Here is a 23932-nt window from a genome sequence, read left to right as displayed (position 1 = left end):
TAATTTTTCAGATAGAAGTTTTTACAAAAACTCAATGAGGTAAATTACTTGATGTTGATTCTACTCAGTCAGTTATTAGCTGCAAGGCGTTTTACCTTTCCTTACAAATTAGACACATTAGAAACATTTAGTAAATTAGTTTTCTGGCTAACGTTAAAAGTTTGAATCCAAAAAAAAGAGATGCCCGTAGGCATCTCTTTTTCAAATGAAAGTAATTAAGTAATAGTTATTAGAGCACTTTACGCTGTTCTTTCATCGCTTGATAAAGACGTTTATAAACTTCTGCAATAGCTTCGTTTTTAAGCGGTTCATCAGTTATATCATGGAATAAAATTTTAGTTTCATCTTTGTTATCTGTAGTACGCAGCAACAGTCGATAACTGCCTTTCTCAAGTGTTAATTTCTCCTCGCCCCATAATGAGCTCCAAAAACCACCACTTTCTTCTAAGTTAAGATAAAATAGACCTTTACTGGTATCCATATCGATAACATCTAAGCCTAATTCAGGTAATACGATACGTAGGCGATCCCATGTTTTGCTAAAGCTAGCTTTTGCAAGCCAATATGATTCAGCATCTGCTCCTGGTTCAACAAGATCAATATCTATCCCTAAGCTTTGCTCAATACGTGCAGCTTTAAGCGCACGCTCACGCTCAACAGCCATATACGATACTGTGTTATTAAGCATATCAATGGTATAACGGCGTTTATCATCACCGGTCAAGAATATATCTTGTAGGTCTTCATCGTAATACTCTTCATGCTCGACTAGGCTAATAGCAACATCACCCGTTCTACCATGTGGCTTAACATTGATATCAAACTGATAACGTTGGCGCAGTAAATACACTTTATCATTACCGAACCAACTTGTTTCTAACACGTCCTGGCTTTCTATCCAGTCTGTCTCAACAACACCAGTTTCAAAATTATCCGTACGTTTAGCAATGTTATTCTTAGCTAAATAGCTATTGATAACATTAAATATTTCTTGCTTTAAGTCGGTTGAATTATCAACGGATTCAATAATAATTTTTATATTATTGCTACTTTCTTCAACATGAGTACCCTCTGCCATTGCAATAATTTGCAATGGTGGACGAATATCTAATCGCTTGCCAACAATAGTAGCATCAACTTTGTTACTGACATTTGGAATATCGAACTCTTTGCTGTAGTTAGGTTGTTTTAATCCAGATGGAATCTTCAATAAAGCGACCGACTGAGTTTGAACATACTCTTCATTACCATTAGCCTGGCGGCGATCTATAGGCGTACTACAGGCTGCAAGCGTGGTTATCAGTAATAGAGGGGTGACTTTTTTAAACATGTATTATTGCACCTTAATTTGCGCTTTTTTCATAGACTCTAGTAACAGACCATGAAACTGCTCAGAAAGTTCAGTTAATGGCAAACGAATATGCCCATGGGTAATTAGTCCCATACGATGAACAGCCCATTTAACTGGAATAGGGTTTGCTTCACAAAATAATGAACTGTATAAACCACGCAGTGGTTCATCAATTTCAGCAGCCAGTTGTGCATTTCCCGCAAGCGCGGCATCACACATAGCTTTAAACGCATGAGGAACGATGTTATTCGCAACTGAAATAACGCCATTACCACCAGCAAGTATAAACTCGCGAGCAGTAGCATCATCACCGCTGTATAAAATAAAGTCATCACCACATAACTGACGTAGTAAAGCAACACGGCTGACATCACCAGTGGCTTCTTTCACGCCAATAATATTGCTAACAGAGCATAACTCAGCAACGGTTTCCGGCTTCATATCTACTGCTGTGCGGCCTGGTACGTTATACAAAATTTGTGGAATATCTGTACTCGCTGCAATAGCTTTATAATGTGCGATAAGGCCTTTAGGTGTTGGCTTGTTATAATAAGGTGTGACACCTAACATGGCACTGATGCCTGAATGTTGCATCCCTTTAGTCAGCTCTATTGCTTCAGCTGTAGCATTTGCGCCATTGCCACCAATAATGGGGACTCGTCCGGCGGCAAATTTTACGGTTTGATTAACTACCGCGATATGTTCTTTCATCGGTAACGTGGCAGATTCGCCAGTTGTACCCACTGCAACAATGGCATCGGTGCCTTGATTGATATGAAAATCTACCAGTCTTTCAAGACTTGCATAATCTATTGTGCCATCACTATTCATTGGTGTGATTAAGGCTACGATGCTTCCGTTTTTCATCTATATTCCCCAAGTTTTCAGGATTTGCTATGTTACTGATGCTACCCACTAATGACAAGCATTAGCAGTGCTCAAATCAAAATTACCCGAAAAAGCCATTTCACCTTGATTCGGCATAAAGTAGTAGTATTTTATGCTTTATAGCGAAGAGATTACACATTCTTAATTGTTTTTTTAGATATCCGTCTTTCAGCTGATTAAAATTACACCAATTACGCCAAGTATTATTTTTATTCTATCGTTTTAAGCAGGTTTGTTACGATGATATGATAATATTATTGGTTGCATAGGCGTATAGTATGTTTACAGACGTCAATCGATATTTCATTCGAACAAATGAGGAAAATCCATGACCAACTACCTGGTCGTTACCGCAATGGGTGCCGATCGCCCTGGTTTAGTCAGTCGCTTAGCACGCTTAGCCAGTGATTGTGATTGTGATATCGTTGATAGCCGTATGGCGCTATTTGGTAATGAATTTACTCTAATAATGATGATTTCGGGCTCATGGCCAGCAATTACAAAAATTGAAACCATGCTACCCAGTCTCAGTGTTGAATTAGAGCTGATGACCGTGATGAAACGGACATCAAAACATGTGCCGAAAAATTATGTATCACGCGTTGAAGTGACCATTAGTGGTGAAGACCAACGTGGCACGATGAAAACAATTACCCAATTCCTAGCTGAGCGCTCACTTGATTTGGCCGCAGTACGTTCCCATGCCGATGATAATGAAGGTCTACAAACGCAGTCGATATTCTTAGCGATTAATATTCCTGATAAAGTCGATTTAGCCAAGCTAGAAACATCCATTCATCAATTGGCTGAAGAAATGAATTTAGAGTGCAGTATTAAATTAATGCAAGGCACTACGTCACCACAGTAACTATTAGCTGAACTATATTCCATTACCTATCGTATTTTGGTGTAAATCAGGGCCTAGATATACCCTTCTGATATCTGACAAAGGAATAAATATGAACACCTTAAAAACGGGTGATACCGCCCCACTATTTACGCTACAAAACCAATTTAATGAAACTATTTCATTACAAGGCTGCCTGGATAAAGGCCCTGTGTTAGTTTACTTTTACCCAAAGGCATCGACCCCTGGTTGTACTGTGCAAGCGCAAGGCTTACGTGATATTAAGCAACAACTGGATAACCTAAACATTACTGTTCTAGGCATAAGCCCTGATCCAGTTGCTAAGCTACAAAAATTCTCAGATAAACAAGCATTAAATTTTCACTTACTCAGTGATGAAGATCATGCTGTTGCTGATGCATTTGGCGTTTGGGGTGAAAAGAAGTTTATGGGTAAAACTTTTGACGGGATACATCGATTAAGTTTTATTGTGGGTACTGAAGGTAAAGTTACTCAGTTCATCAATAAATTCAAAACTAAAGATCATCATGAAGTAGTACTTGAACTCTTTAAATAGCATGGCTACTAGATCTATTTAACGACTTTAAATTCCAAAAATGATACAAATAAAAAAAGGCTTAGTATTAACTAAGCCTTTTTTAACAACTATTGTATCGTTAATATTAGGATTTTAACGGTGGTTCTTTTTTATCCAAAGACTCAGTCTCATCTGTAACAAGCGAATCATTAAGCACTTCATCATTCGATAATTGAATATCTAAAGTCTCAGACTCTTTCTCAAGTCTAGCCTCTTCAATCAAAGCTGCCTGCTCTTCCTCGAGTAACTTAGCTTTTTCTTGTGCCTCGAACAGAGCTAGCTCTTCCTCTTTACGGCGAGCTTTCTCAATTGCACGTTGCTCAGCTTCCTCTGCTTCACGGATAGCACGAGCTTCAGCAGCCGCTTTTGCTTCTTCTTCTGCTTTAATCTTAGCTAAACGAGCAGCTTCTTCATCTAACGCGCGTTGAATAATTGCTTGTTCCTGTGCTTCTTGAGGTAACAAACTAATTAACTCAATCCCTACGGGTAACTTTTGAGTTTCCGCGGTAATGACTTTTAACTTAGCCTCTTTGGTTATATAAACCAAAGGCATAGCTGTATCACCATAACGCTCACGGAACTTTTCATAACTGAAGTTTTCGGTAATATTAGTGACTTTAAGAACAGCACCTTTAGCCATTAAACTGGCTATTTTGGCATAGCTTATCCCTTCACCAAATAAGCATAACCGCTGTAAATAAGACTCAGACAGTTGATGACGGCCACTGCCAACATTTGTTTCACTATTATTTAGACCATACACTTTTTCCGAGCCAAATAAATCTTGGAAATGGAAACTGACCAAAGGATTCAATTGACGATAAGGAGACATAACTAACACTCTGCCTATACCGCTTAAGTCCATGTAGTTAGTAGCATGTTCAGATGCTGGGTTACCGAAGTAAACAGGAATATTTTCCATACGGGCTTGACGAATACTGTCCCAGTTACTGTCTGCTAACACAACTTTAATGTTTTTAGCTAATAGTTGGGTGGCTAATTCTCGAGCAAATTTTGAGGCTCCGAAAATAAGTAAACCTTGGTTTGAACCTTCTTTAACCCCTAAAAATTTTGCCCAGGGGCCTGCGGTTAAACTTTGAATAACTACGGTACCAATAATGATAAAAAATACTAATGGCACGATAGAGCTTGCACCGTGAACACCAAGCTCTTCTAATTTAATCGCAAACAGTGATGAAATTGCCGCAGCAACAATACCCCGTGGTGCAACCCAACTCAAAAACCACTTATCTTTTGAGGTTAAATTAGTCCCCAATGCTGAGGTCCAAATACTTAATGGACGAGCAATAAGCATAACCACAAACAGCACTCCGAAAGCACCAATACCAAGCCCTAACATAGCGTTAGAATCTAAACGTGCGGCAAGCAAAATAAACAATGCTGAAATAAGCAGTACTGTTAAGGTTTCTTTAAATTCTAGAATATCGGCTATGTCTACACCACGCATGTTGGCAAGCCAGATACCCATTACAGTAACCGTTAAAAGTCCTGATTCATGTTGTAATAAGTTAGAGCCGACGAATACACCCAACATTATCGTTAACACCGCTGTATTACGCAGATAATGTGGGAAGACGTTATTTCTTAGTGCTACACCAATGAAGTAACCCGCGGCTGCACCTATGCCAAAACCAATCACTAAAGTGAGGCCCAATGCATACAATACGTGTGTTGTAGGATCTGCGGTAACGGCAACATATTCGTAAACTAACACCGCGAATAATGCACCGATGGGATCAATAACAATACCTTCCCAACGTAATATACTGGCTAATTTAGCTTTAGGTTGAACCGTACGCAACATGGGTACAATTACCGTTGGCCCTGTGACAACAACTAACGCGCCAAATAGAAATGCGACAGGCCAATCAAATCCCATAAAATAGTGCGCGGCAGGGGTAATACATGCCCAAGTAATTACTGCGCCTATAGTCACAAGATTAGTCACCATGCGGCTGTGATCTTTAATCTCTTTGAAATTGAGCGTTAATGCTCCCTCAAAAAGGATCACAGCTACACCCAATGAAATGATAGGGAACAATAGATCACCAAAAATTTCATCGGGATTAAGTATATTCAATCCAGGTCCGAGTAACAATCCACATAACAGTAGTGGTAAAATGGCAGGTAATCTTAATTTCCAGCCTGCCCATTGACACAAAAGCGACAATACACCGATTAATGCCAGCATACCCGTGATGTGTTCAACCATAATATTTTCCTTTTCTTATTCTCAATACAAGTTTTCAAGTACTGACTAATTTTTATTTGCATAACAGCTAATCCGTTAAGGATTCACTTATAGTGGCAATAAAAGTCTGGTTTAACCCAATCAATCTGTTGCTAAAGTAACATGACAGTAATTAAGAGGCATAAAAAACCATCACTTACAAGTGAGGTTGCTATCAAATTAAATCACTAAGTCAATGATATTAAAATAATAAAAATTACTATTCTGACAAAATGTCGCCATGTGAAATTATGCATATAAAATACTAATTTCTATCTGTGTTCAAGTCATTTTTAGATCTAAACTATATTTTCTTTTTACTTAATAAAAACAAAATAACATTTTGATTATTAATTGTTTTAAAATAACAAAGCCTAAGACAGTGCTCAGGCTTTGTTATTATACAATGATCAAAACTGGATACGTTAGTCTTGAGGTATACGCACACTACCTTCCATTAATACTCTAGCACTGCGACTCATTATAGCTTTAGTTACCTGCCAGTGACCATCAATCAACTTAGCTTCTGCACCTACACGTAAAGTGCCTGAGGGATGGCCAAAGTTAACAGATTGGCGCTCTATGCCGCTAGCCGCAAGATTAACTAATGTCCCCGGTATAGCTGCTGCAGTACCAATAGCAACCGCTGCAGTGCCCATCATGGCATGGTGCAATTTACCCATTGATAGTGCTCTCACCGATAAATCAATTTCTGTAGCACTAATCGCTTTACCACTTGAACTAATGTAATCGGCTGCAGGTGCAACAAAGGCTACTTTAGGTGTATGTTGGCGAACTTTGGCTTCTTCTAAATGAGTGATTAGTCCCATTTTTAGTGCACCATAGGCTCGAATAGTTTCAAATTTTGTTAGTGCGGCATTATCGTTATTAATCGCGTCTTGCAATTCTGTTCCAGTATAACCAATATCAGCCGCATTCAAAAAAATAGTTGGAATACCAGCATTAATCATAGTTACGTTAAATGTACCTATATTTGGCACAACTAACTCATCTACGATATTACCTGTAGGAAACATCGCCCCTTCACCATCGGCAGGGTCTAAAAACTCAACTTGTACTTCAGCGGCTTTAAACGTCACGCCATCAAGTTCAAAATCACCCGTTTCTTGTACTTCGCCGTTTGTTATCGGTACATGAGCAATAATGGTTTTGTTAATATTTTCCTGCCATATACGCACGATTACGGTGCCATTTTGAGGAACTCGTCTTGGATCAATTAATCCATTACTAATCGCAAATGAGCCTACAGCAGCGGTTAAGTTGCCGCAATTACCACTCCAGTCTATAAAGGGTTTATCTATCGCTACTTGGCCAAATAAGTAATCCACATCATGATCAGGCTGGGTGCTTTTTGATAAAAGAACCACTTTACTGGTACTTGAGGTCGCACCGCCCATACCGTCAGTATGCTTACCATAGGGATCAGGACTGCCAATGACTCTGAGTAATATCTCATCACGTTCAGCGCCAGCCACTTGAGCTGCTACCGGTAAATCAGAAATATTAAAAAAGACTCCTTTACTGGTTCCGCCACGCATATAGGTAGCGGGTATTTTTATCTGTGGTTTAAACGTCATATTTTATCCTTAAAAAAAGCGGTGATGGTAACCCCATACACCGCCTCTTTCTGATGATTGATTATTTCTTCATGCAAAAATTACTGCGCAGCGCTTGACTCTAGAAAGTCTTGCGCAAAACGTTGTAATACACCGCCAGCTTCATAAATAGACAGCTCTTCAGCCGTGTCGACACGACACTTCACCGCAATCGTCACTTGCTCACCGTTTTTACGCGTCATGATCACATCTAACATCGCACCAGGCTTACGCTCGCCAACCACATCATAGGTTTCTGTGCCATCAATCTGATAAGTATGACGATTATGACCTGCTGTAAATTCAAGCGGTAACACGCCCATACCGACTAAGTTGGTACGGTGAATACGCTCAAAGCCTTCGGCAACAATCACTTCAACGCCAGCAAGTCGCACACCTTTTGCCGCCCAGTCACGTGACGAGCCTTGACCATAATCCGCACCAGCGATAATAATCAGTGGCTGCTTGCGTTCCATATAGGTTTCTATCGCTTCCCACATGCGAGTGACTTGGCCTTCTGGCTCAAGGCGCGCAAGTGATCCTTGCTTCACCTTGCCGTTTTCCTGCACCATTTCGTTAAACAGTTTAGGGTTAGCAAATGTGGCTCGCTGGGCAGTTAAGTGATCGCCTCTGTGAGTCGCATAAGAGTTAAAGTCTTCTTCTGGCAATCCCATTTTGTGTAAATAGGCGCCTGCTGCACTGTCTAGCATAATCGCATTGGATGGCGATAAATGATCCGTAGTGATGTTGTCACCCAACACCGCTAATGCACGCATACCTTTCATGGTGCGCTCACCCGCTAAGGCTCCGTCCCAATAAGGTGGACGACGAATATAAGTGCTCTGCGGGCGCCAATCATACTGTGGATTTACATGTGTGCCATATTCAACTTTAATGTCAAACATCGGCTCGTAAACTTTGCGGAACTGCTCGGGCTTAACGCTAGCTTTAACAACCGCATCGATTTCTTCATCGGTTGGCCAAATGTCTTTCAACGTCACCGCTTGACCTTGGTTATCAATACCTAAGATATCTTTTTCAATATCAAACCGAATCGTACCGGCAATGGCATAAGCAATGACCAATGGCGGCGAAGCTAAAAATGCTTGTTTAGCGTAAGGGTGAATACGTCCATCGAAGTTGCGATTACCCGATAGCACAGCCGTTGCGTACAAATCGCGATCAATCACTTCTTGTTGAATAACCGGATCAAGCGCGCCGCTCATGCCGTTACAGGTGGTACAGGCAAACCCAACAATACCAAAACCTAAATTTTCAAGCTCAGGTAACAAGCCTGCTTCTTCTAAATACAATTGCACTGCTTTAGAGCCTGGCGCAAGTGATGATTTAACCCAAGGTTTACGTAATAAACCACGTGCATTGGCATTTCGTGCTAATAGTCCTGCTGCAATCATGTTGCGAGGGTTGCTGGTGTTAGTACAGCTAGTAATGGCGGCAATAATCACGGCACCATCGGGCATTTTACCAGGCTCGTTTTCAACTACGCCGCTAATGCCGCGAGCTGCAAGCTCAGAGGTTGGAACCCGAGAATGCGGATTTGAAGGACCGGCAATGTTACGGCCAACCGACGATAGGTCAAAGTGCAGAACACGCTCATATACAGCATTCGTTAACGTATCAGCCCATAACCCGGCTTGTTTGGCATAGGTTTCAACTAATTTAACTTGCGCGTCTTCACGACCAGTTAATGTTAAATAATCAATAGTTTGCTTATCGATATAAAACATCGCTGCTGTGGCGCCGTATTCAGGCGTCATGTTGGTAATGGTGGCGCGATCGCCAAGGGTTAAATGGGTGGTACCTTCACCATAAAACTCAAGATACGATGACACTACTTTTTGCGCACGTAAGTATTCGGTTAATGCTAATACAATATCGGTAGCGGTAATGCCAGGTTGTGGCTTACCCGTTACTTCAACACCCACAATTTCCGGTAAACGCATGTAAGATGCGCGGCCCAGCATCACGCTTTCCGCTTCTAAACCACCTACCCCAATGGCAATAACACCTAACGCATCTACATGTGGTGTATGGCTATCGGTGCCCACTAAGGTGTCAGGAAACGCCACACCATTTTGAGCATGTACCACTGGCGACATACGTTCTAAGTTAATTTGATGCATGATGCCGTTACCAGGTTGGATAACATCAACATTTTTAAACGCCGTTTTGGTCCAATTGATAAAATGAAAACGGTCTTCATTACGACGGTCTTCAATAGCGCGGTTTTTATCAAACGCGTCTTTGTCAAAACCGGCATGTTCTACAGCCAGTGAGTGATCGACAATCAATTGAGTCGGTACTACGGGGTTTACTTTAGATGGATCGCCCCCTTTTTCAGCAATCGCATCACGCAGACCCGCTAAATCAACTAAAGCGGTTTGACCTAAAATATCATGACATACCACACGAGCGGGATACCACGGAAAGTCGAGATCACTTTTACGTTCAATCAACTGCTTTAACGAATCAGTGAGCATATCTGGCGCACAACGACGCACTAAGTTCTCGGCAAATACGCGAGAACAATAAGGCAATTTGGCATAAGCGCCAGGTTCAATTGCGTCGACAGCCTCTTGGGTGTCAAAATAATCTAATTGGGTGCCCGGCAAGGCTTTACGGTATTGAGTATTCATAACTTCATCCACAATAAACATCAAACTAATAAGCGCTAATCTACAACGAAAAAAACCGAGTCATCATCATTATCAGACTCGGCAAGTTGATTAACGTTGACTAATTGGTACCACTTTACGTGGCTCACTGCCGACATAGTCAGCACTTGGACGAATAATGCGGTTGTTAGAGCGTTGCTCCATCACATGTGCAGCCCAGCCTGTTAAACGTGAACACACAAAGATTGGTGTGAATAACTTAGTTGGAATGCCCATAAAATGATAAGCAGAGGCATGGAAGAAGTCTGCATTACAAAATAGCTTTTTGCTGTCCCACATAAACTCTTCACAGGCGACAGAAATGTCATATAACGAGGTGTCACCATTTTCTTGAGCCAACTTTTCAGACCAGGCTTTAATGATCACATTACGTGGATCAGACACACTATAAATAGCATGGCCAAAGCCCATGATTTTTTCTTTACGTTCTAACATACCCGCCATTTGCACTTTGGCATCGGCTGGTGAGCTAAACTTTTGGATCATATCCATTGCAGCTTCGTTAGCGCCACCGTGAAGTGGACCACGTAATGAACCAATTGCACCAGTCACACACGAATACATATCAGATAAGGTTGAAGCACATACGCGCGCGGTAAAGGTCGATGCGTTAAACTCATGCTCAGCATAAAGGATCAAAGACACGTCCATTACCTTACGATGTTGTGCTGATGGCGTTTCACCACGTAATAATTTAAGGAAATGACCGCCAAGTGATTCTTCATCACTAGTACAGTCAATTTCTACACCTTCATGGCTGTAGCGATACCAGTAACACATAATCGCAGGGAACGCGGCAAGTAAGCGATTAGATGCTTTATGTTGCTGAGTAAAATCAACTTCTGGCTCAAGGTTTCCTAAAAACGAGCAGCCCGTTCGCATAACATCCATCGGATGAGCATCAGCAGGAATAAGCTTCAATACCGCTTTAAGGGCGTCAGGTAAATCACGTTGCGCGGTTAACTCTGTTTTGTAAGCACTTAATTGTGCTTGAGTTGGTAACTCACCGTTAAACAGTAAATAAGCCACTTCTTCAAAGGTGGCGTTGTCGGCTAAATCCGCGACATCATAACCACAATAAGTGAGCCCAGAACCTGATTTACCGACTGTACATAATTTTGTTTCGCCAGCACTTTGACCACGTAATCCTGCGCCCGATAATTTCTTGTCTACCATGATATCTTCCTTCTTATGCTTGTCGCGATTAAGCCAAGCTTAACCGCGATTGTAGGGTATTTTTTATTCTAGTCGTAAAAATGGTTCACACTTTTATTACCGGGTGATTATTTGTTTTTGCCTTCGGCAAATAGACTATCTAGCTTTTGCTCATAATCGTGATAGCCCAAGTAATCATATAAATCCATCCGCGTTTGCATGGTGTCCACCACCGCTTTTTGGTCGCCATCGGTTAAAATAGCACTGTAGACATTTTCAGCCGCTTTGTTCATCGCACGGAATGCACTTAATGGGTATAGCACCATAGATGCACCCCACTCGCCTAATTGCTGTTTATTCCATAATTCAGTTTGGCCAAACTCAGTAATGTTGGCCAAAATAGGCACATCTAATGCTTCAGCAAAGGCACGATAATGTGCTTCGGTTTTAATCGCTTCAGCAAATATACCGTCTGCACCTGCTGCTACATAAGCTTTAGCACGCTCAATTGCGGCTTCTAAACCTTCTTGAGCAAACGAGTCTGTGCGCGCCATAATGAAAAAATCAGGATCTGTGCGGGCATCAACCGCCGCTTTAATGCGGTCGACCATTTCTTCTACAGGCACAATTTCTTTATTTGGGCGATGACCACAACGCTTTTGCGCCACTTGATCTTCCATGTGCACAGCGGCTGCACCGGCTTTTTCCATATCGCGAATGGTTTTGGCAATATTAAATGCGCCGCCCCAACCCGTGTCGATATCCACCAATAAAGGTAAGTCACACGCTGATGTAATACGTTGCACATCCACTAACACATCATTCAAAGAAGTCATGCCAAGATCAGGCAAACCATATGAGGCGTTTGCCACGCCACCACCTGACAAATAAATGGCTTGATGGCCAATTTGTTTTGCCATCATGGCTGAATAGGCATTGATCGTACCGACTATTTGCAATGGTTTATTGGCCATTAGTGCCTGGCGAAATTTTTTACCTGCGCTCATATTCTTTCCTTGTGTGTTAACAATGTTCAATCGATTATCGGTCATCATAATTATCTATGACTAACTTAACTTGGCTTCAATACTATTTTTTGAATACATGATATGGCGACGCATTAACATCTCAGCGAGTTCTGCATCACGATTAGCAATGGCTTTTACAATATGTTTATGCTCATCATAGGCGGTGGTTACTCTAGGTCCCGCCATACCAAGCTGCACACGATACATGCGCACTAAATGATAAATACCATCAAATAACATACTGATTAAATGCTTATTTTTGCTACCCAGTATGATTCGATAATGAAAATCGACATCGCCCGCTTCCTGATAATAAGACTGCCCGTCTTTGACTTCATCAAAATGGCATTGCAGTAGTCCCATCAAATCATCAATTTCTTCATGGGTCATATTCACAGCCGCTAACCTTGCGGCCATGCCTTCTAATGACTCGCGCACTTGATATAGCTCTATCAACCCTTGAGGACTCAGTGCGACCACTCTAGCCCCGATATTTGCCTTGCGCTCCACTATGTGACAAGCCTCAAGGCGATTGATTGCTTCACGGATAATCGCACGACTAACCGCATATTTTGTCGACAATTCTGTCTCACTGAGCTTTGAACCCGCCGCAATTCTGCCTTCAACAATATCGTCTCTAAGCAAAATAAAGGTTTTATCTGCTGCTGTTACTGGCTTTTCATTAGCGAGGAGCATGCTTTTAACTCAATTAACAATTCGTATGTCGACAATATAGCAGCAAATGAGTGATAAACAACCCCAAAAACCATACATTGTCGACATAATGGTATTTTTATTGTTAATTACGACTAATTGATGAGGTTATAAACCCATCTTTTAATATTTAGTCGACAATCCTAAGGTTAAGTTTCAAAAATGAAAATATCCTGATGGTTCATTACTATTTTGTCTGAATCACTCAATAGTATTGGCGAGTAGATTAATAGTATCCGTGATTATTGAAGTAAATGAATATGAAAATTGCACTGTTTATTCCCTGTTTGGTTAATCAAATGATGCCTGATGTAGCGATTACCACTTTGTCATTATTTGAAAAATTGAGGCATCAAGTGATATTCCCTGAAGGCCAGACCTGTTGTGGACAACCTATAACAAACTCAGGCTGTTTTAACGAAGCACGCAACACCACACCCAAATGACTAAATGCGTTTAAAGGCGAGGAATGCGATGCCATTGTCTGCCCAGCGGCATCTTGTTTAGTCGCCGCTAAAGAAAACTTGCATGAGTTCGATAAAAGCCAAGCGGCACAAGATTTGATCGATAAACAGTATGAACTTACGGAATTCTTACACGATATAAACCAATAGCGTCATTTAAACATAAATTTGATCATACCATTAGCTTACAGATGAGTTGTCATGGACTGCGTATGCTTAACTTAGCGACGCCAAGTGAAACAATGGGACCACTATTGAATAAAGTCGAAGCTGTACTGCAAAACATCCCAGGTATCAATATTGTTTATCCCGCACCACGCGATGAATGTTGCGGTTTCGGCGGTACCTTTGCGGTTGATGAAGGCGCTGTGTCAGCCAAAATGGAAAGATAAAGCCCATGCTGCCATCCGTGCACAATATGTTATAGGGTTCGACCCTTCTTGTTTACTGCATCTTGATGGCATGATCAATTGGGTATTCAGACGGGTTTCTAGTTTGGCAATTTTACGGCTAACCGTTGACACTGGAATATTTCGTAACTGACTAAAACCTGCGAAAAGCCGCCAGCACTGACCAAATGGACAAAACACTGTTAACCGAACATGTTAACTAGTGGCTGTTGATCTTGATTCATTTCACCACAAATCTTTGTCAGATATAAATGGTCAACATAAAGCAGTAAAAACAACCATAAAAATAAACAGGCCGAAGTATTACACTTTAAAATGAGCGACTAATTCAGCGAGTTTTTCAGATCCTTGCTCAATTTGGCTACTATTTTGATTAATGTCCTGATTATATTCTCTGTTCTCGACGGACATGTCGTTTATGCGAGTAATATTCATATTTAACTCTGCAATAACCGCACTTTGCTCTTCTGTTGCCGCAGCAATTTGAATATTCATTTGTGAAATCTGTTCAATTGAGTTTTTTATCACATCAAGCGCGCCAACCACTTGACCAGTTTCTGAAACCGTTTCATTTGATTTAATTTTCGCTCTTTCAACTGAAGCATTAACACTGTCGATAGCGTCACGAATGGCATCAATGATGCCGTTAATTTCTCGGGTTGAATCTTGCGTTCTGCTTGCTAGAGTGCGCACTTCATCTGCCACAACCGCAAATCCCCGTCCTGCCTCACCGGCACGGGCAGCCTCAATAGCTGCATTTAATGCTAACAAATTGGTTTGCTCTGCAATACCAACAATCACATCTAATATTTGACCGATTTTACTCGAACTAATTTGTAGTCCTTTAGCCACTTCCTCGGTATGAATAAGCTCAGTTGAAAGCTCATTAATTTTGCCCATGGCGTTATCAACTACTTTAGCGGTTTTATCCGCTTCTTCATCTGCAGAATGCGCGCTTTGTGCGGCCAGTTGTGCATTAGAAGCCACTTCTGAAGCAGTCATCGACATCTGGTTGATAGCAGTTGCTACGTTTTCGGTTTCCATCTGCACGTTAGTTGAAACTTGATTCGCTTTTACTGCAATCGCTGACATGCCGCCTGCTAATTCACTGCTGTGTTGAATCGACTCTCCCACAGAAGTAATAACATTCTGAATTTTAGAGGTAAACATATTAAAGTGAGTCGCAATCTCTTTTAACTCATCAGCCCCTTCTTCTGATAGTCGCAAGGTTAAATCGCCCTCTCCTTTAGCCACATTTTCAAAAGCAGTGATGGTAGAGCGCATTGGTACTGAGACACTCTGAATAATAATATAAAGAAAGATAAGTACCGGTAGCCAAACTAAAGTAAGCAAAAAGATGTAATTGTAAATAAATTCATGATTTTGGGCATCAATGTCGTCAACATAAATACCTGTTCCAATAATCCAGTTCCACGGAGTAAATTTTTTCACCACCGACATTTTTGGGCTTGGGTCTTCTTGATTGGGCTTATTCCACATGTAATCGACTCTAGCAGACTCTTGAGTTTGCGTTCTATCAATCATCAATTGGAACAATTTAATCCCGTCAGGATCTTTCATTCCTATCACACTGGTATCAACAAGTTTCTTGGCAAAAGCATGCTGAATCATCACGCCTTGGGTATTGATACTGAAATAGTATTCTTGCCCTGCGTAGCGCAAATGATCAAGTGCAGCGATAGCCGGCGTTTGTGCTTGCTCCGCAGTTAACTCTCCTTGCTCACTGCGTTGATAGTATTGATCGACAACAGCAACAGCCGCATCAACTAAAGCATATAATTTGGCTTCTTTTTCGGCAATGAGTACATTATCAATACGGTTAAGCGCAAATAAAAACATTAAAATGGTGGCGACAACGCTTAACACTAACATTCCGAGTAATCGTTTCGAAATGCTCATTTTTCTTAATAGAAGGTTGATAACGTTCATATAACCACCTGAGAATATTAAAAATAAAGTATTTTAAAATCTTAAAAAGTTGTGACACTCTAGAGACTATATCGTCAAAACAACACTCTCCTTTAGTATGATGTGATGTTTTTATAATCATTATTGTCAATCTAAACTTGGATCAATAACTGCAGTTTGTCAAATTTAAGACACAATAAATCAGTAAGTTAGTTATATCTAAAGTGGTATGGTTAGTGTTCAAGTAAAACCGTCTACAAGATGTATTCGCTCTTACATTAAAAATAAAAATAACAAAGGAATATTCATGCATAGAAGCAACATCCTCATTACAGGCGCAAGCTCAGGTCTTGGCCTTGGAATGGCGAAACAATTTGCCAAGAAAAACCATAACCTGGCTTTATGTGCACGTCGAATTGAGCTGTTAACCCGACTAAAAGAAGAGCTATTAACAATTAATCCAAATATCACAGTGTTTATTTACGCGCTAGATGTGAACGATCATGAAGCAGTTTTTACTGTATTCAAACAATGCCAAAAAGATATGGGGGCAATTGACAGGATCATCGTCAACGCTGGAATGGGTAAAGGGGCTTCGATTGGAACAGGTTTTTTCAAAGCCAACCTAGAAACCGCACAAACTAATTTTATTGCTGCCATTGCCCAATGCGAAGCAGCGATGGAAATATTTAGACAACAAAATAATGGCCATTTAGTGACAATCTCTTCAATCAGTGCAGTTAGGGGATTCAGACGAGCAATGACTGTTTATGCAGCAACCAAAGCTGGATTAACCTCTTTATCGGAAGGGATCCGAATTGATGTGATGCACACACCAATTAAAGTGACCTGTGTTCATCCTGGTTTTATTCGTACTGAAATAAACGAAAAAGTAAAAACAGTGCCCTTCCGAGTAGATTTAGAAACTGGCTGTAAAGCGATGGTTAAGGCTATAGGGAAAGAAAAGGATAACGTTTATGTACCAAGCTACCCTTGGGCTTTTTTACACTGGCTACTTCGTGTTGCGCCTTTAAGCCTTATTAGAAAAATGAGTTAACATTATTCTTAGAGTCTACAATAGCAAAAAGCCAAACATCATTGTTTGGCTTTTTTGTAGTAACTGAGCGGATTTTAAGGCAATATCCATTTCTTATTGAATGATTTATCCTAAGCTGCAACCACTTGCTTAGCTTTGCGCAATGGATGCAAGCGATTGTGCATTACTTTAATGGCATCAAATTGATTAAGTGACTTAGTGTCAGATAAAGCACAAGAGTTAGACAAAAGCATCACTGTAGCAGCCTGAAGACTGTCCTCAACCACTAAAACTAACACCATGACACCATTACAATTAAGTTGAAACAACTTACCTGCGCCGCAAAAAACACATTCATCACTTGCCATGAAAAACCAGGATTTTGGCATTTGAGGTTTAAGTAAGAAATATGCTGCAGTTGCGTTGAGTGCTGTTTGAACTATCCCAGCATCGGAAATATGTAAAACCTTAGGTAAAATTTCAAGCAAGCGAATGTAATACTTAGCGTGTTCAACACTAAATTCTGTCATTCCTAGCGCATCAGGAATAAGTAGTTTTGACTTATATGGGGTTAAGAACTCCATCTCGGAACCTAAAGATACGCTTAGTTGCTGATATCTTGTGTTAAATTCCCAATGCCAGTCCTTATTTGGCATTAATAACATGATGCAATTTCACCTAAAAATTGAATACTGGTCGATAATAGATTATTTTTCAAACAATATCAAAATTTATTTAAAAAATATTACTGATATTTCATTATCTTAGAACAAAGTGCGATCGCATAGATGCGATCGCGGCATGATTTTTGATCTTATTAATTGATCGTTTGTGGTTATTTTGTGCGATAAGCAGAACAGATTTCTGATACTAGCTGAGGGCCTTGATAGATAAAACCACTGTATATCTGAACTAACGTAGCACCTGCTGCGAATTTGTCATTTGCATCCTTTGCAGAATTTATCCCGCCGACACCAATGATCGGGATCTGGCCGTTTAAATAACCAGCAAGAGTCTTAATTACTTGAGTAGAAAGATCGGTTAACGGCTTTCCACTTAAGCCACCCATTTCCTCTGCGTGCTCTAGACCGGCTACAGTATCTCGCCCTAAAGTGGTATTAGTGGCAATAACGCCATCAAATTTATTTTTAATCAAGGAATCAGCAATAGATTTAATTTCATCATCGGTTAAATCTGGTGCTATTTTTAATGCAACCGGGACATATTTACCGTGTTTTTGGGTTAATTCAGTTTGTTTGGCTTTAATCGAACTTAATAAATCATCCAGCAGCTCACCATATTGTAATGTGCGTAAACCAGGGGTATTGGGGGATGAAATGTTGACAGTGATATAAGCACTATACTGATAAACCTTATCCATACAAATCAGGTAATCATCTTTACCCTGCTCTACCGGAGTGTCTTTATTTTTACCTATATTTACACCGACTAAAACATCAGATTTTTTGGCCATGAGGTTACGGACAAGGTTATCAACACCTTTATTGTTGAAACCCATACGGTTAATAATCCCCTTTGCCGGTTTAAGGCGAAACAAACGTGGTTTATCATTACCCGATTGTGGGCGAGGTGTTACTGTACCGACTTCTACATGGCCAAAACCCATTGCATAAAATGCATCAATCGACTCGCCGTCTTTATCTAATCCAGCCGCTAATCCCACAGGATTTGGAAAAGTAATCCCCATACATTCAACGGGTGTTTTTGCGATATTTTGACGATAAAAGCAATTAAGCGGTGTGTTACCGGTTATTTTCAAACTGCCTATGGCAACATTATGAGCCAACTCAGGGTCTATCTGAAACATTACTTTTTGTGCGAGTTTATAAAACATGTTTTCTCCTAGGCCTAAAAAAAGCCCCGGCAATCGCCAGGGCTAGTTCACATTATAAAGAATTACTTCTGACCTTCACAATGCAAAATAAGCAAGTTAAGTTCACGTAGGGCGACTGAGAACTTAGCAAACTCATGTGTTTGCGATACTTTAAAGTCAGCTAACATGTGATACCAACGTTGAAGCAAGGTTTTATTACTCTTGATCCATTGATTAATCACAATATCTGCATCACAAGTATCACTACAAGTACGGAGTACCGCTGAGCTTAATGCACGTTGCTGCCAGTCCAATTCTTCACGGAAAGCTGCACGAGCTAATGCTTGCCAATGGTTTGCCACTGGTTGCGCACTAATTTGCTCTAAGAACCAATGCAGCTCAACTTTTGCACCTAGTTTAAAGTAGGTTGCAGACACTAAGTCGAGTGATTTATTTTCAATTTCAGCAATTTGTGCGATATCAAGCGCCGAGAATAATGTGCTCATTTTAGCAACAACTGTTGCAACTGACATTGGCACATTTTCTTTGGTAAGCGAATTAATCTCTGCAGATATCGCTTTAACTTCGGCAGCTATCATATATTGATCTACATTGTCTTTAAGCTTTTCAAATACTGGCTTAAAGAACTCAACTGTTTGTTCAATATTATGACTACGATTACGATGACGGATAAACCAGCGACAAGCACGACGCATATTACGGCGTAACTGGTGCAACATCTCACCCTGTACAACCGCTGGAATTACACCGTTTAAATCAGTAATTGATTTAGTTAATTCATCTAAACCGAACACTTCACGGGCCATAGTGTAACAAATGGCCGCTTCAGCGACTGTGGCGCCAGTCTCATCTTGCATACGTTGTACAAAATTGAAGCCCATATCATTAACTAGCTCATTTGCTAATGATGTGGCAATAATTTCACCGCGTAGAGGATGCTGTACCATCTTATGGGCGTATTTAGCTTGAAGTTTTTTCGGAAAGTAAGCCACTAGCAATTTACTTAAGAAACTGTCTTCAGTAATTTCAGGAGTCACTAACTGCTCTTTAAGCACCATTTTTGCGTAAGCGACTAAAACAGATAGTTCTGGACGGGTTAAAGCACGGCCATTAGCTAAACGCTCGGCCAAATCATCATCAGTTGGTAAGAATTCAAGGGCACGATCTAACTTGCCTTCTTTTTCTAAATACTGAATGAAACGAATTTGTTCTTTAAGCTGAGAAACACCATGAACTTGAGTCACAGAAATGGTACGTGTTTGATCTTTACAATCCTGAAGTACAATTTCACCGACCTCATCGGTCATTTCTTCAAGGATACGGTTACGTTGTTTAACGGTTAACTCACCTTCGGCAACTAAAGTATTCAAGAAAATTTTAATGTTGACTTCGTTATCAGAACAATCAACACCGCCTACGTTATCGACGAAATCGGTATTAATACGACCGCCATTCGCCGCGTATTCGATTCGCCCAAGTTGAGTACAACCTAAGTTGCCACCCTCACCGACGATTTTAACCCGCATTTCATTACCATTAACACGCAATGCATCGTTTGCGCGGTCACCCACTTCAACGTGAGTTTCTTTGCTTGATTTAACGTAAGTCCCAATACCACCGTTCCACATCAAATCAACTGGCATTTTAAGCAGTTCTTTTAATAATTCGACTGGATTCATGCTGTCTTTATCGGTAGACAACATGGTTTTCATTTCTGGGGTCAATTTTAATGACTTGGCAGAACGTAAGAAAATACCGCCGCCCTTAGAAATTAACTTGGCATTGTAATCTTCCCAACTTGAACGCGGTAGTGCGAATAAACGCTGACGCTCAATATAGCTTTCAGCTACATTTGGATTTGGATCAATAAAGATGTGCATGTGGTTAAATGCTGCAACTAACTTGGTGTGCTCAGATAACAACATACCGTTACCAAAAACGTCACCTGCCATATCACCTATACCTAAACAGGTAAAATCTGTGGTTTGACAATCAATGCCTATTTCACGGAAGTGACGTTTAACAGATTCCCAGCCACCTTTTGCAGTAATACCCATTTTTTTATGGTCATAACCATTACTACCGCCAGAGGCAAATGCATCGCCTAACCAGAAATCGTATTCAATTGCGATTGAGTTGGCAATATCTGAGAATGTCGCTGTACCTTTATCAGCAGCAACAACCAAATATGAATCATCTTCATCGTGACGTACAACATCAACTGGCGGAATAACCTCACCATTTTTGATATTGTCGGTAATGTCCAACAAACCGCGAATAAATAAACGGTAACACTCTTGCCCTTCGGTAAAGAATGCTTCACGCCCACCTTCTGTAGGAAGTTGTTTACACACAAAACCACCTTTTGCACCAACGGGTACAATGACGGTGTTTTTAACTTGCTGTGCTTTTACAAGGCCTAATACTTCTGTACGGAAATCTTCACGTCTATCAGACCAACGCAAACCACCACGGGCTACTTTACCGCCACGTAAATGCACGCCTTCGATTCTTGGTGAATAAACAAAGATTTCGAATTTAGGTAGTGGCTTTGGCATTTCCGGAATTAAGTTAGGTGCAAATTTAAACGAGGTATAGGCTTTATTATCGCCATTAGCATCCGTTTGATAGAAGTTAGTCCGTAAAGTCGCGTTAATTAAATCTAAGTAACGGCGAATGATACGGTCATCATCTAAGCTTGATACATCATCTAATTGCTTATCTATTTGCTCTAGGAATTTACTTAATGTGCGCGTTTTAAGCTTAGGGTTAAACTTACGAATAAACATTTTAACAAGCAAGTCAGCAAGTTTTGGATAACGGCTGAAGGTTTCTTCAATGTAAGACTGGCTGAAAGTGGCATCAATCTGGCGCATATATTTTGCATATGCACGTAAAATAGACACTTCACGGCCATTCAAACCTGTCGATAGCACCATACGGTTAAAACCGTCATCTTCTAGTTTTTTCTGCCATACAAATGACAAAGCATTTTGGAAACGTTCCTGGCTATCGGCAAGGTTATCAATTGCAGCACCTTGAACTGTCATTAAGAAGTCAAGGATCCAGAATGTATTACCATCATTGGTTTTAACTTCGTAAGGGCGCTCATTAATCACACGTAAACCAAAGTTTTCAAGCATTGGTAGCACATCTGATAAATGGATAGGTTCATCTTTATGGAACAGCTTTAAACGCACTTTGTTGTCATTCAATGCTGTTTCTTGTGGCTGATAGAATAACATGCCTAACTTATGTTCATCATCCAAGGCTTCAAGGTGTTGAAGATCAACAACCGCAGAACTCGGTAATACATCATCTTTATAACTTTGTGGGAAAGCATTGATGTAACGTTTAGTTAATCCAGTACCCGCTTGTTCACCTAAAGCATTATTAAGTGCTGAGTGTAATTTATCATCCCATGAGCGCGCAGCTTCAATAAGATTGTGTTCAATCGCTGCCACATCCACATCCATATTATTGTTATCGACTTTAATAATGTAATGAGTACGCGCTAACGTTGACTCAGAGAAGTAAGTCGTAAATTCAACATCTTCATTACTATTAAAGTGTTGAGCAAGAATGCGTTGGGTATCTTGGCGGAATTTAGTGTTATAACGGTCTTTAGACACATACACTAAACACGATAAAAATCGACCAAAACCATCTTTGCGCACAAATAGCTTCAACTTGTCACGGTCTTGCATTTGCAATACACCGTGTGCCATATGTGAAAGCTCTTCCACTTTCGCTTGAATAAGCTCATCGCGAGGCAAGTTCTCAAGAATATTCATTAACGCTTTATAGTCATGTGAACGTGGTGCTAGACCTGATTGATCTAATATACGTTGTACTTTTTCAGCCAATAATGGAATTTCACGCGGACTACGGTTATAGAGATTAGAGGCATATAGGCCGATGTAACGATCTTCACCAATCACATTGCCTTTCTTATCGAATCTTTTTACACCGACATAATCGACATATGCTGGACGGTGAACACGACTTTTAGCAGAGCTTTTAGTCAACACAAGTAAACTTGAATCTAACGCTTCACGGCGCGCACTTTCAGACAAGGTCGACAACAATAAACCACGATCACTGGTCGCTGTTTTTGAGCGGCTCATTAAACCCAAACTACTTTCTAAGTCAGGGACTAATTCAACATCACCTTCAACACGCTTTAGATCGTAATAACGATAGCCTAAAAGTGTAAAATGATGGTTATTTAAATAAGTAAGGTAATTAACGGCCTCTTCTAACTCAGATTTATCTCCAGGAAAAGGGCGCTGTGGTAATTGTTTAATTGTGTCAGAAAGCTTTGCAGACATTTCTTCCCAATCAACAACAGAGGCGACAACATCAGCAAGTACGGATTGAATTTCTTTTTCTATTGCTTTGATGTCTGCATCGCTATTTTGCTTATCAATCTCGATTAAGAATACCGCGATATTATCACTGGCTTTAGGCGCATTATTAACAAAAGTTACTTGGGTAACGGCTTTACTGTCACGCACCACAGCTAATGGGGTATGTAACATTACATGAGCGGTAATTCCCATGCGGTTAAGCGCCATAGATAATGAATCAACTAAGAATGGCATATCGGGTTGAATGACTTCAATCACACTATGGGTTGACTGCCAGCCATGTTTTGATTGAGTCGGATTGAACACGCGAATATGGGTATCCCCTGTCGCAGTTTTATTAAGCGCATTCCAAAGACTCACTACAGCACCATATAAATCACTGTCATTTCGGACATTGAGGTCGTCTCTTGACATATGGGCGTAGAGGCATTGGGCAAATTGCTCAACTTGTTTTGCTTGTGAATTAGGAATTTTTGAATGAATCAAATTAACTACATTCTCTAATAGTACAGAAGGCATTACATCTTTAAAGGCCATGTTGCAGATTCCTTAAGCGTCTATGGCAGCGCTTTTATCATTTTATGGATGCTTCAGCTTATTTAACTCAGAAACAAAATTTCTGAGATCTGATGCAGAGCTTAGTACTAAATTGCTGCTATATCGAGGAAAATTTTAGTGGTACATCCTCTCGATATACAGTTTCGTAAGTCTTTTGTTGTTTAAT

At 40.4% G+C, this 23932-nt stretch carries 15 protein-coding genes and 1 pseudogene; 4 read left to right on the top strand and 12 right to left on the bottom strand.

Annotation, left to right across the window (positions count from 1 at the left end; translation table 11 throughout):
* Positions 1 to 229 precede the first annotated feature (229 nt).
* Positions 230 to 1330 carry an outer membrane protein assembly factor BamC gene (bamC, locus tag ACRWQN_RS10250; RefSeq protein ID WP_434937573.1) on the bottom strand — a complete coding sequence of 367 codons (1101 nt, stop codon included), beginning with the start codon at positions 1328 to 1330 and terminating at the stop codon, positions 230 to 232.
* A gap of 3 nt (positions 1331 to 1333) precedes the next feature.
* Positions 1334 to 2218 carry a 4-hydroxy-tetrahydrodipicolinate synthase gene (dapA, locus tag ACRWQN_RS10245; protein ID WP_434937571.1) on the bottom strand — a complete coding sequence of 295 codons (885 nt, stop codon included), beginning with the start codon at positions 2216 to 2218 and terminating at the stop codon, positions 1334 to 1336.
* 349 nt (positions 2219 to 2567) lie between these two features.
* Between dapA and ACRWQN_RS10240 the strand changes: the two genes are divergently transcribed.
* Together ACRWQN_RS10240 and bcp are read left to right on the top strand one after the other, a co-directional pair.
* Positions 2568 to 3107: a glycine cleavage system protein R gene (locus tag ACRWQN_RS10240; protein WP_434926013.1), complete on the top strand. Its 540-nt coding sequence runs from the start codon at positions 2568 to 2570 to the stop codon at positions 3105 to 3107.
* A 91-nt stretch (positions 3108 to 3198) separates the two neighbouring features.
* Entirely contained in the window at positions 3199 to 3663 is a 465-nt protein-coding gene (bcp, locus tag ACRWQN_RS10235; RefSeq protein ID WP_434929823.1) for a thioredoxin-dependent thiol peroxidase, read from the top strand.
* Positions 3664 to 3769: 106 nt separating this feature from the next.
* On the opposite strand, the gene ACRWQN_RS10230 is transcribed toward bcp, so the two are convergent.
* The 6 genes from ACRWQN_RS10230 to ACRWQN_RS10205 form a co-directional block, all read right to left on the bottom strand.
* The gene (locus tag ACRWQN_RS10230) at positions 3770 to 5917 is read right to left on the bottom strand and encodes a cation:proton antiporter domain-containing protein (protein ID WP_434929824.1); all 2148 of its coding nucleotides are present in this window, start codon (positions 5915 to 5917) and stop codon (positions 3770 to 3772) included.
* Between the two features lie 443 nt (positions 5918 to 6360).
* Positions 6361 to 7533 carry a 2-methylaconitate cis-trans isomerase PrpF gene (gene prpF, locus ACRWQN_RS10225; protein ID WP_434937569.1) on the bottom strand — a complete coding sequence of 391 codons (1173 nt, stop codon included), beginning with the start codon at positions 7531 to 7533 and terminating at the stop codon, positions 6361 to 6363.
* Positions 7534 to 7613: 80 nt separating this feature from the next.
* Positions 7614 to 10208, bottom strand: coding sequence for a Fe/S-dependent 2-methylisocitrate dehydratase AcnD (gene acnD / locus ACRWQN_RS10220; protein WP_434926009.1), 2595 nt, complete (start codon positions 10206 to 10208; stop codon positions 7614 to 7616).
* A gap of 90 nt (positions 10209 to 10298) precedes the next feature.
* Entirely contained in the window at positions 10299 to 11423 is a 1125-nt protein-coding gene (gene prpC, locus ACRWQN_RS10215; RefSeq protein WP_434937567.1) for a bifunctional 2-methylcitrate synthase/citrate synthase, read from the bottom strand.
* Between the two features lie 107 nt (positions 11424 to 11530).
* Complete coding sequence (prpB, locus tag ACRWQN_RS10210; protein WP_226410024.1) at positions 11531 to 12409, bottom strand: methylisocitrate lyase; 879 nt, start codon at positions 12407 to 12409, stop codon at positions 11531 to 11533.
* A gap of 60 nt (positions 12410 to 12469) precedes the next feature.
* A complete protein-coding gene (locus tag ACRWQN_RS10205) occupies positions 12470 to 13126 on the bottom strand; it encodes a GntR family transcriptional regulator (protein WP_434926006.1) in 657 nt (218 codons plus the stop codon).
* 278 nt (positions 13127 to 13404) lie between these two features.
* Here ACRWQN_RS10205 and ACRWQN_RS10200 point away from each other — a divergent pair.
* A pseudogene (locus tag ACRWQN_RS10200) lies at positions 13405 to 14151 on the top strand ((Fe-S)-binding protein).
* 170 nt (positions 14152 to 14321) lie between these two features.
* On the opposite strand, the gene ACRWQN_RS10195 reads toward ACRWQN_RS10200, so the two are convergent.
* Positions 14322 to 15968 carry a methyl-accepting chemotaxis protein gene (locus tag ACRWQN_RS10195; protein WP_434937565.1) on the bottom strand — a complete coding sequence of 549 codons (1647 nt, stop codon included), beginning with the start codon at positions 15966 to 15968 and terminating at the stop codon, positions 14322 to 14324.
* 286 nt (positions 15969 to 16254) lie between these two features.
* On the opposite strand from ACRWQN_RS10195, the gene ACRWQN_RS10190 reads away from it, so the two are divergent.
* Complete coding sequence (locus ACRWQN_RS10190; protein ID WP_434937563.1) at positions 16255 to 17004, top strand: SDR family oxidoreductase; 750 nt, start codon at positions 16255 to 16257, stop codon at positions 17002 to 17004.
* Between the two features lie 110 nt (positions 17005 to 17114).
* Here the strand turns inward: ACRWQN_RS10190 and ACRWQN_RS10185 are convergent, their stop codons facing one another.
* The 3 genes from ACRWQN_RS10185 to ACRWQN_RS10175 all read right to left on the bottom strand — a co-directional run bounded on the left by ACRWQN_RS10185 (position 17115) and on the right by ACRWQN_RS10175 (position 23745).
* A complete protein-coding gene (locus ACRWQN_RS10185) occupies positions 17115 to 17648 on the bottom strand; it encodes a cell division protein ZapC (RefSeq protein ID WP_434937561.1) in 534 nt (177 codons plus the stop codon).
* A 170-nt stretch (positions 17649 to 17818) separates the two neighbouring features.
* Positions 17819 to 18838, bottom strand: a complete 1020-nt coding sequence (gene pyrD / locus ACRWQN_RS10180) for a quinone-dependent dihydroorotate dehydrogenase (RefSeq protein WP_434926003.1) — start codon at positions 18836 to 18838, stop codon at positions 17819 to 17821.
* A 62-nt stretch (positions 18839 to 18900) separates the two neighbouring features.
* Entirely contained in the window at positions 18901 to 23745 is a 4845-nt protein-coding gene (locus tag ACRWQN_RS10175; protein ID WP_434926002.1) for an NAD-glutamate dehydrogenase, read from the bottom strand.
* Between the last annotated feature and the right edge of the window lie 187 nt (positions 23746 to 23932).

This window comes from Shewanella sp. HL-SH8, from assembly GCF_051165765.1.
GTDB classification, from domain to species: Bacteria; Pseudomonadota; Gammaproteobacteria; order Enterobacterales; family Shewanellaceae; genus Shewanella; species Shewanella glacialimarina.
Note: the sequence above shows the minus strand (reverse complement) of the source record. Positions and strands in the feature narration are given on the sequence as shown.

What these genes read in the sequence shown, in the direction of transcription:
- ACRWQN_RS10230 (WP_434929824.1), bottom strand. Translation starts at nt 5,917, where the DNA reads ATGGTTGAACACATCACGGGTATGCTGGCATTAATCGGTGTATTGTCG.
- ACRWQN_RS10185 (WP_434937561.1), bottom strand. Translation starts at nt 17,648, where the DNA reads ATGTTATTAATGCCAAATAAGGACTGGCATTGGGAATTTAACACAAGA.
- bamC (WP_434937573.1), bottom strand. Translation starts at nt 1,330, where the DNA reads ATGTTTAAAAAAGTCACCCCTCTATTACTGATAACCACGCTTGCAGCC.
- ACRWQN_RS10205 (WP_434926006.1), bottom strand. Translation starts at nt 13,126, where the DNA reads ATGCTCCTCGCTAATGAAAAGCCAGTAACAGCAGCAGATAAAACCTTT.
- ACRWQN_RS10175 (WP_434926002.1), bottom strand. Translation starts at nt 23,745, where the DNA reads ATGGCCTTTAAAGATGTAATGCCTTCTGTACTATTAGAGAATGTAGTT.
- prpC (WP_434937567.1), bottom strand. Translation starts at nt 11,423, where the DNA reads ATGGTAGACAAGAAATTATCGGGCGCAGGATTACGTGGTCAAAGTGCT.
- dapA (WP_434937571.1), bottom strand. Translation starts at nt 2,218, where the DNA reads ATGAAAAACGGAAGCATCGTAGCCTTAATCACACCAATGAATAGTGAT.
- acnD (WP_434926009.1), bottom strand. Translation starts at nt 10,208, where the DNA reads ATGAATACTCAATACCGTAAAGCCTTGCCGGGCACCCAATTAGATTAT.
- prpB (WP_226410024.1), bottom strand. Translation starts at nt 12,409, where the DNA reads ATGAGCGCAGGTAAAAAATTTCGCCAGGCACTAATGGCCAATAAACCA.
- pyrD (WP_434926003.1), bottom strand. Translation starts at nt 18,838, where the DNA reads ATGTTTTATAAACTCGCACAAAAAGTAATGTTTCAGATAGACCCTGAG.
- prpF (WP_434937569.1), bottom strand. Translation starts at nt 7,533, where the DNA reads ATGACGTTTAAACCACAGATAAAAATACCCGCTACCTATATGCGTGGC.
- bcp (WP_434929823.1), top strand. Translation starts at nt 3,199, where the DNA reads ATGAACACCTTAAAAACGGGTGATACCGCCCCACTATTTACGCTACAA.
- ACRWQN_RS10195 (WP_434937565.1), bottom strand. Translation starts at nt 15,968, where the DNA reads ATGAACGTTATCAACCTTCTATTAAGAAAAATGAGCATTTCGAAACGA.
- ACRWQN_RS10240 (WP_434926013.1), top strand. Translation starts at nt 2,568, where the DNA reads ATGACCAACTACCTGGTCGTTACCGCAATGGGTGCCGATCGCCCTGGT.
- ACRWQN_RS10190 (WP_434937563.1), top strand. Translation starts at nt 16,255, where the DNA reads ATGCATAGAAGCAACATCCTCATTACAGGCGCAAGCTCAGGTCTTGGC.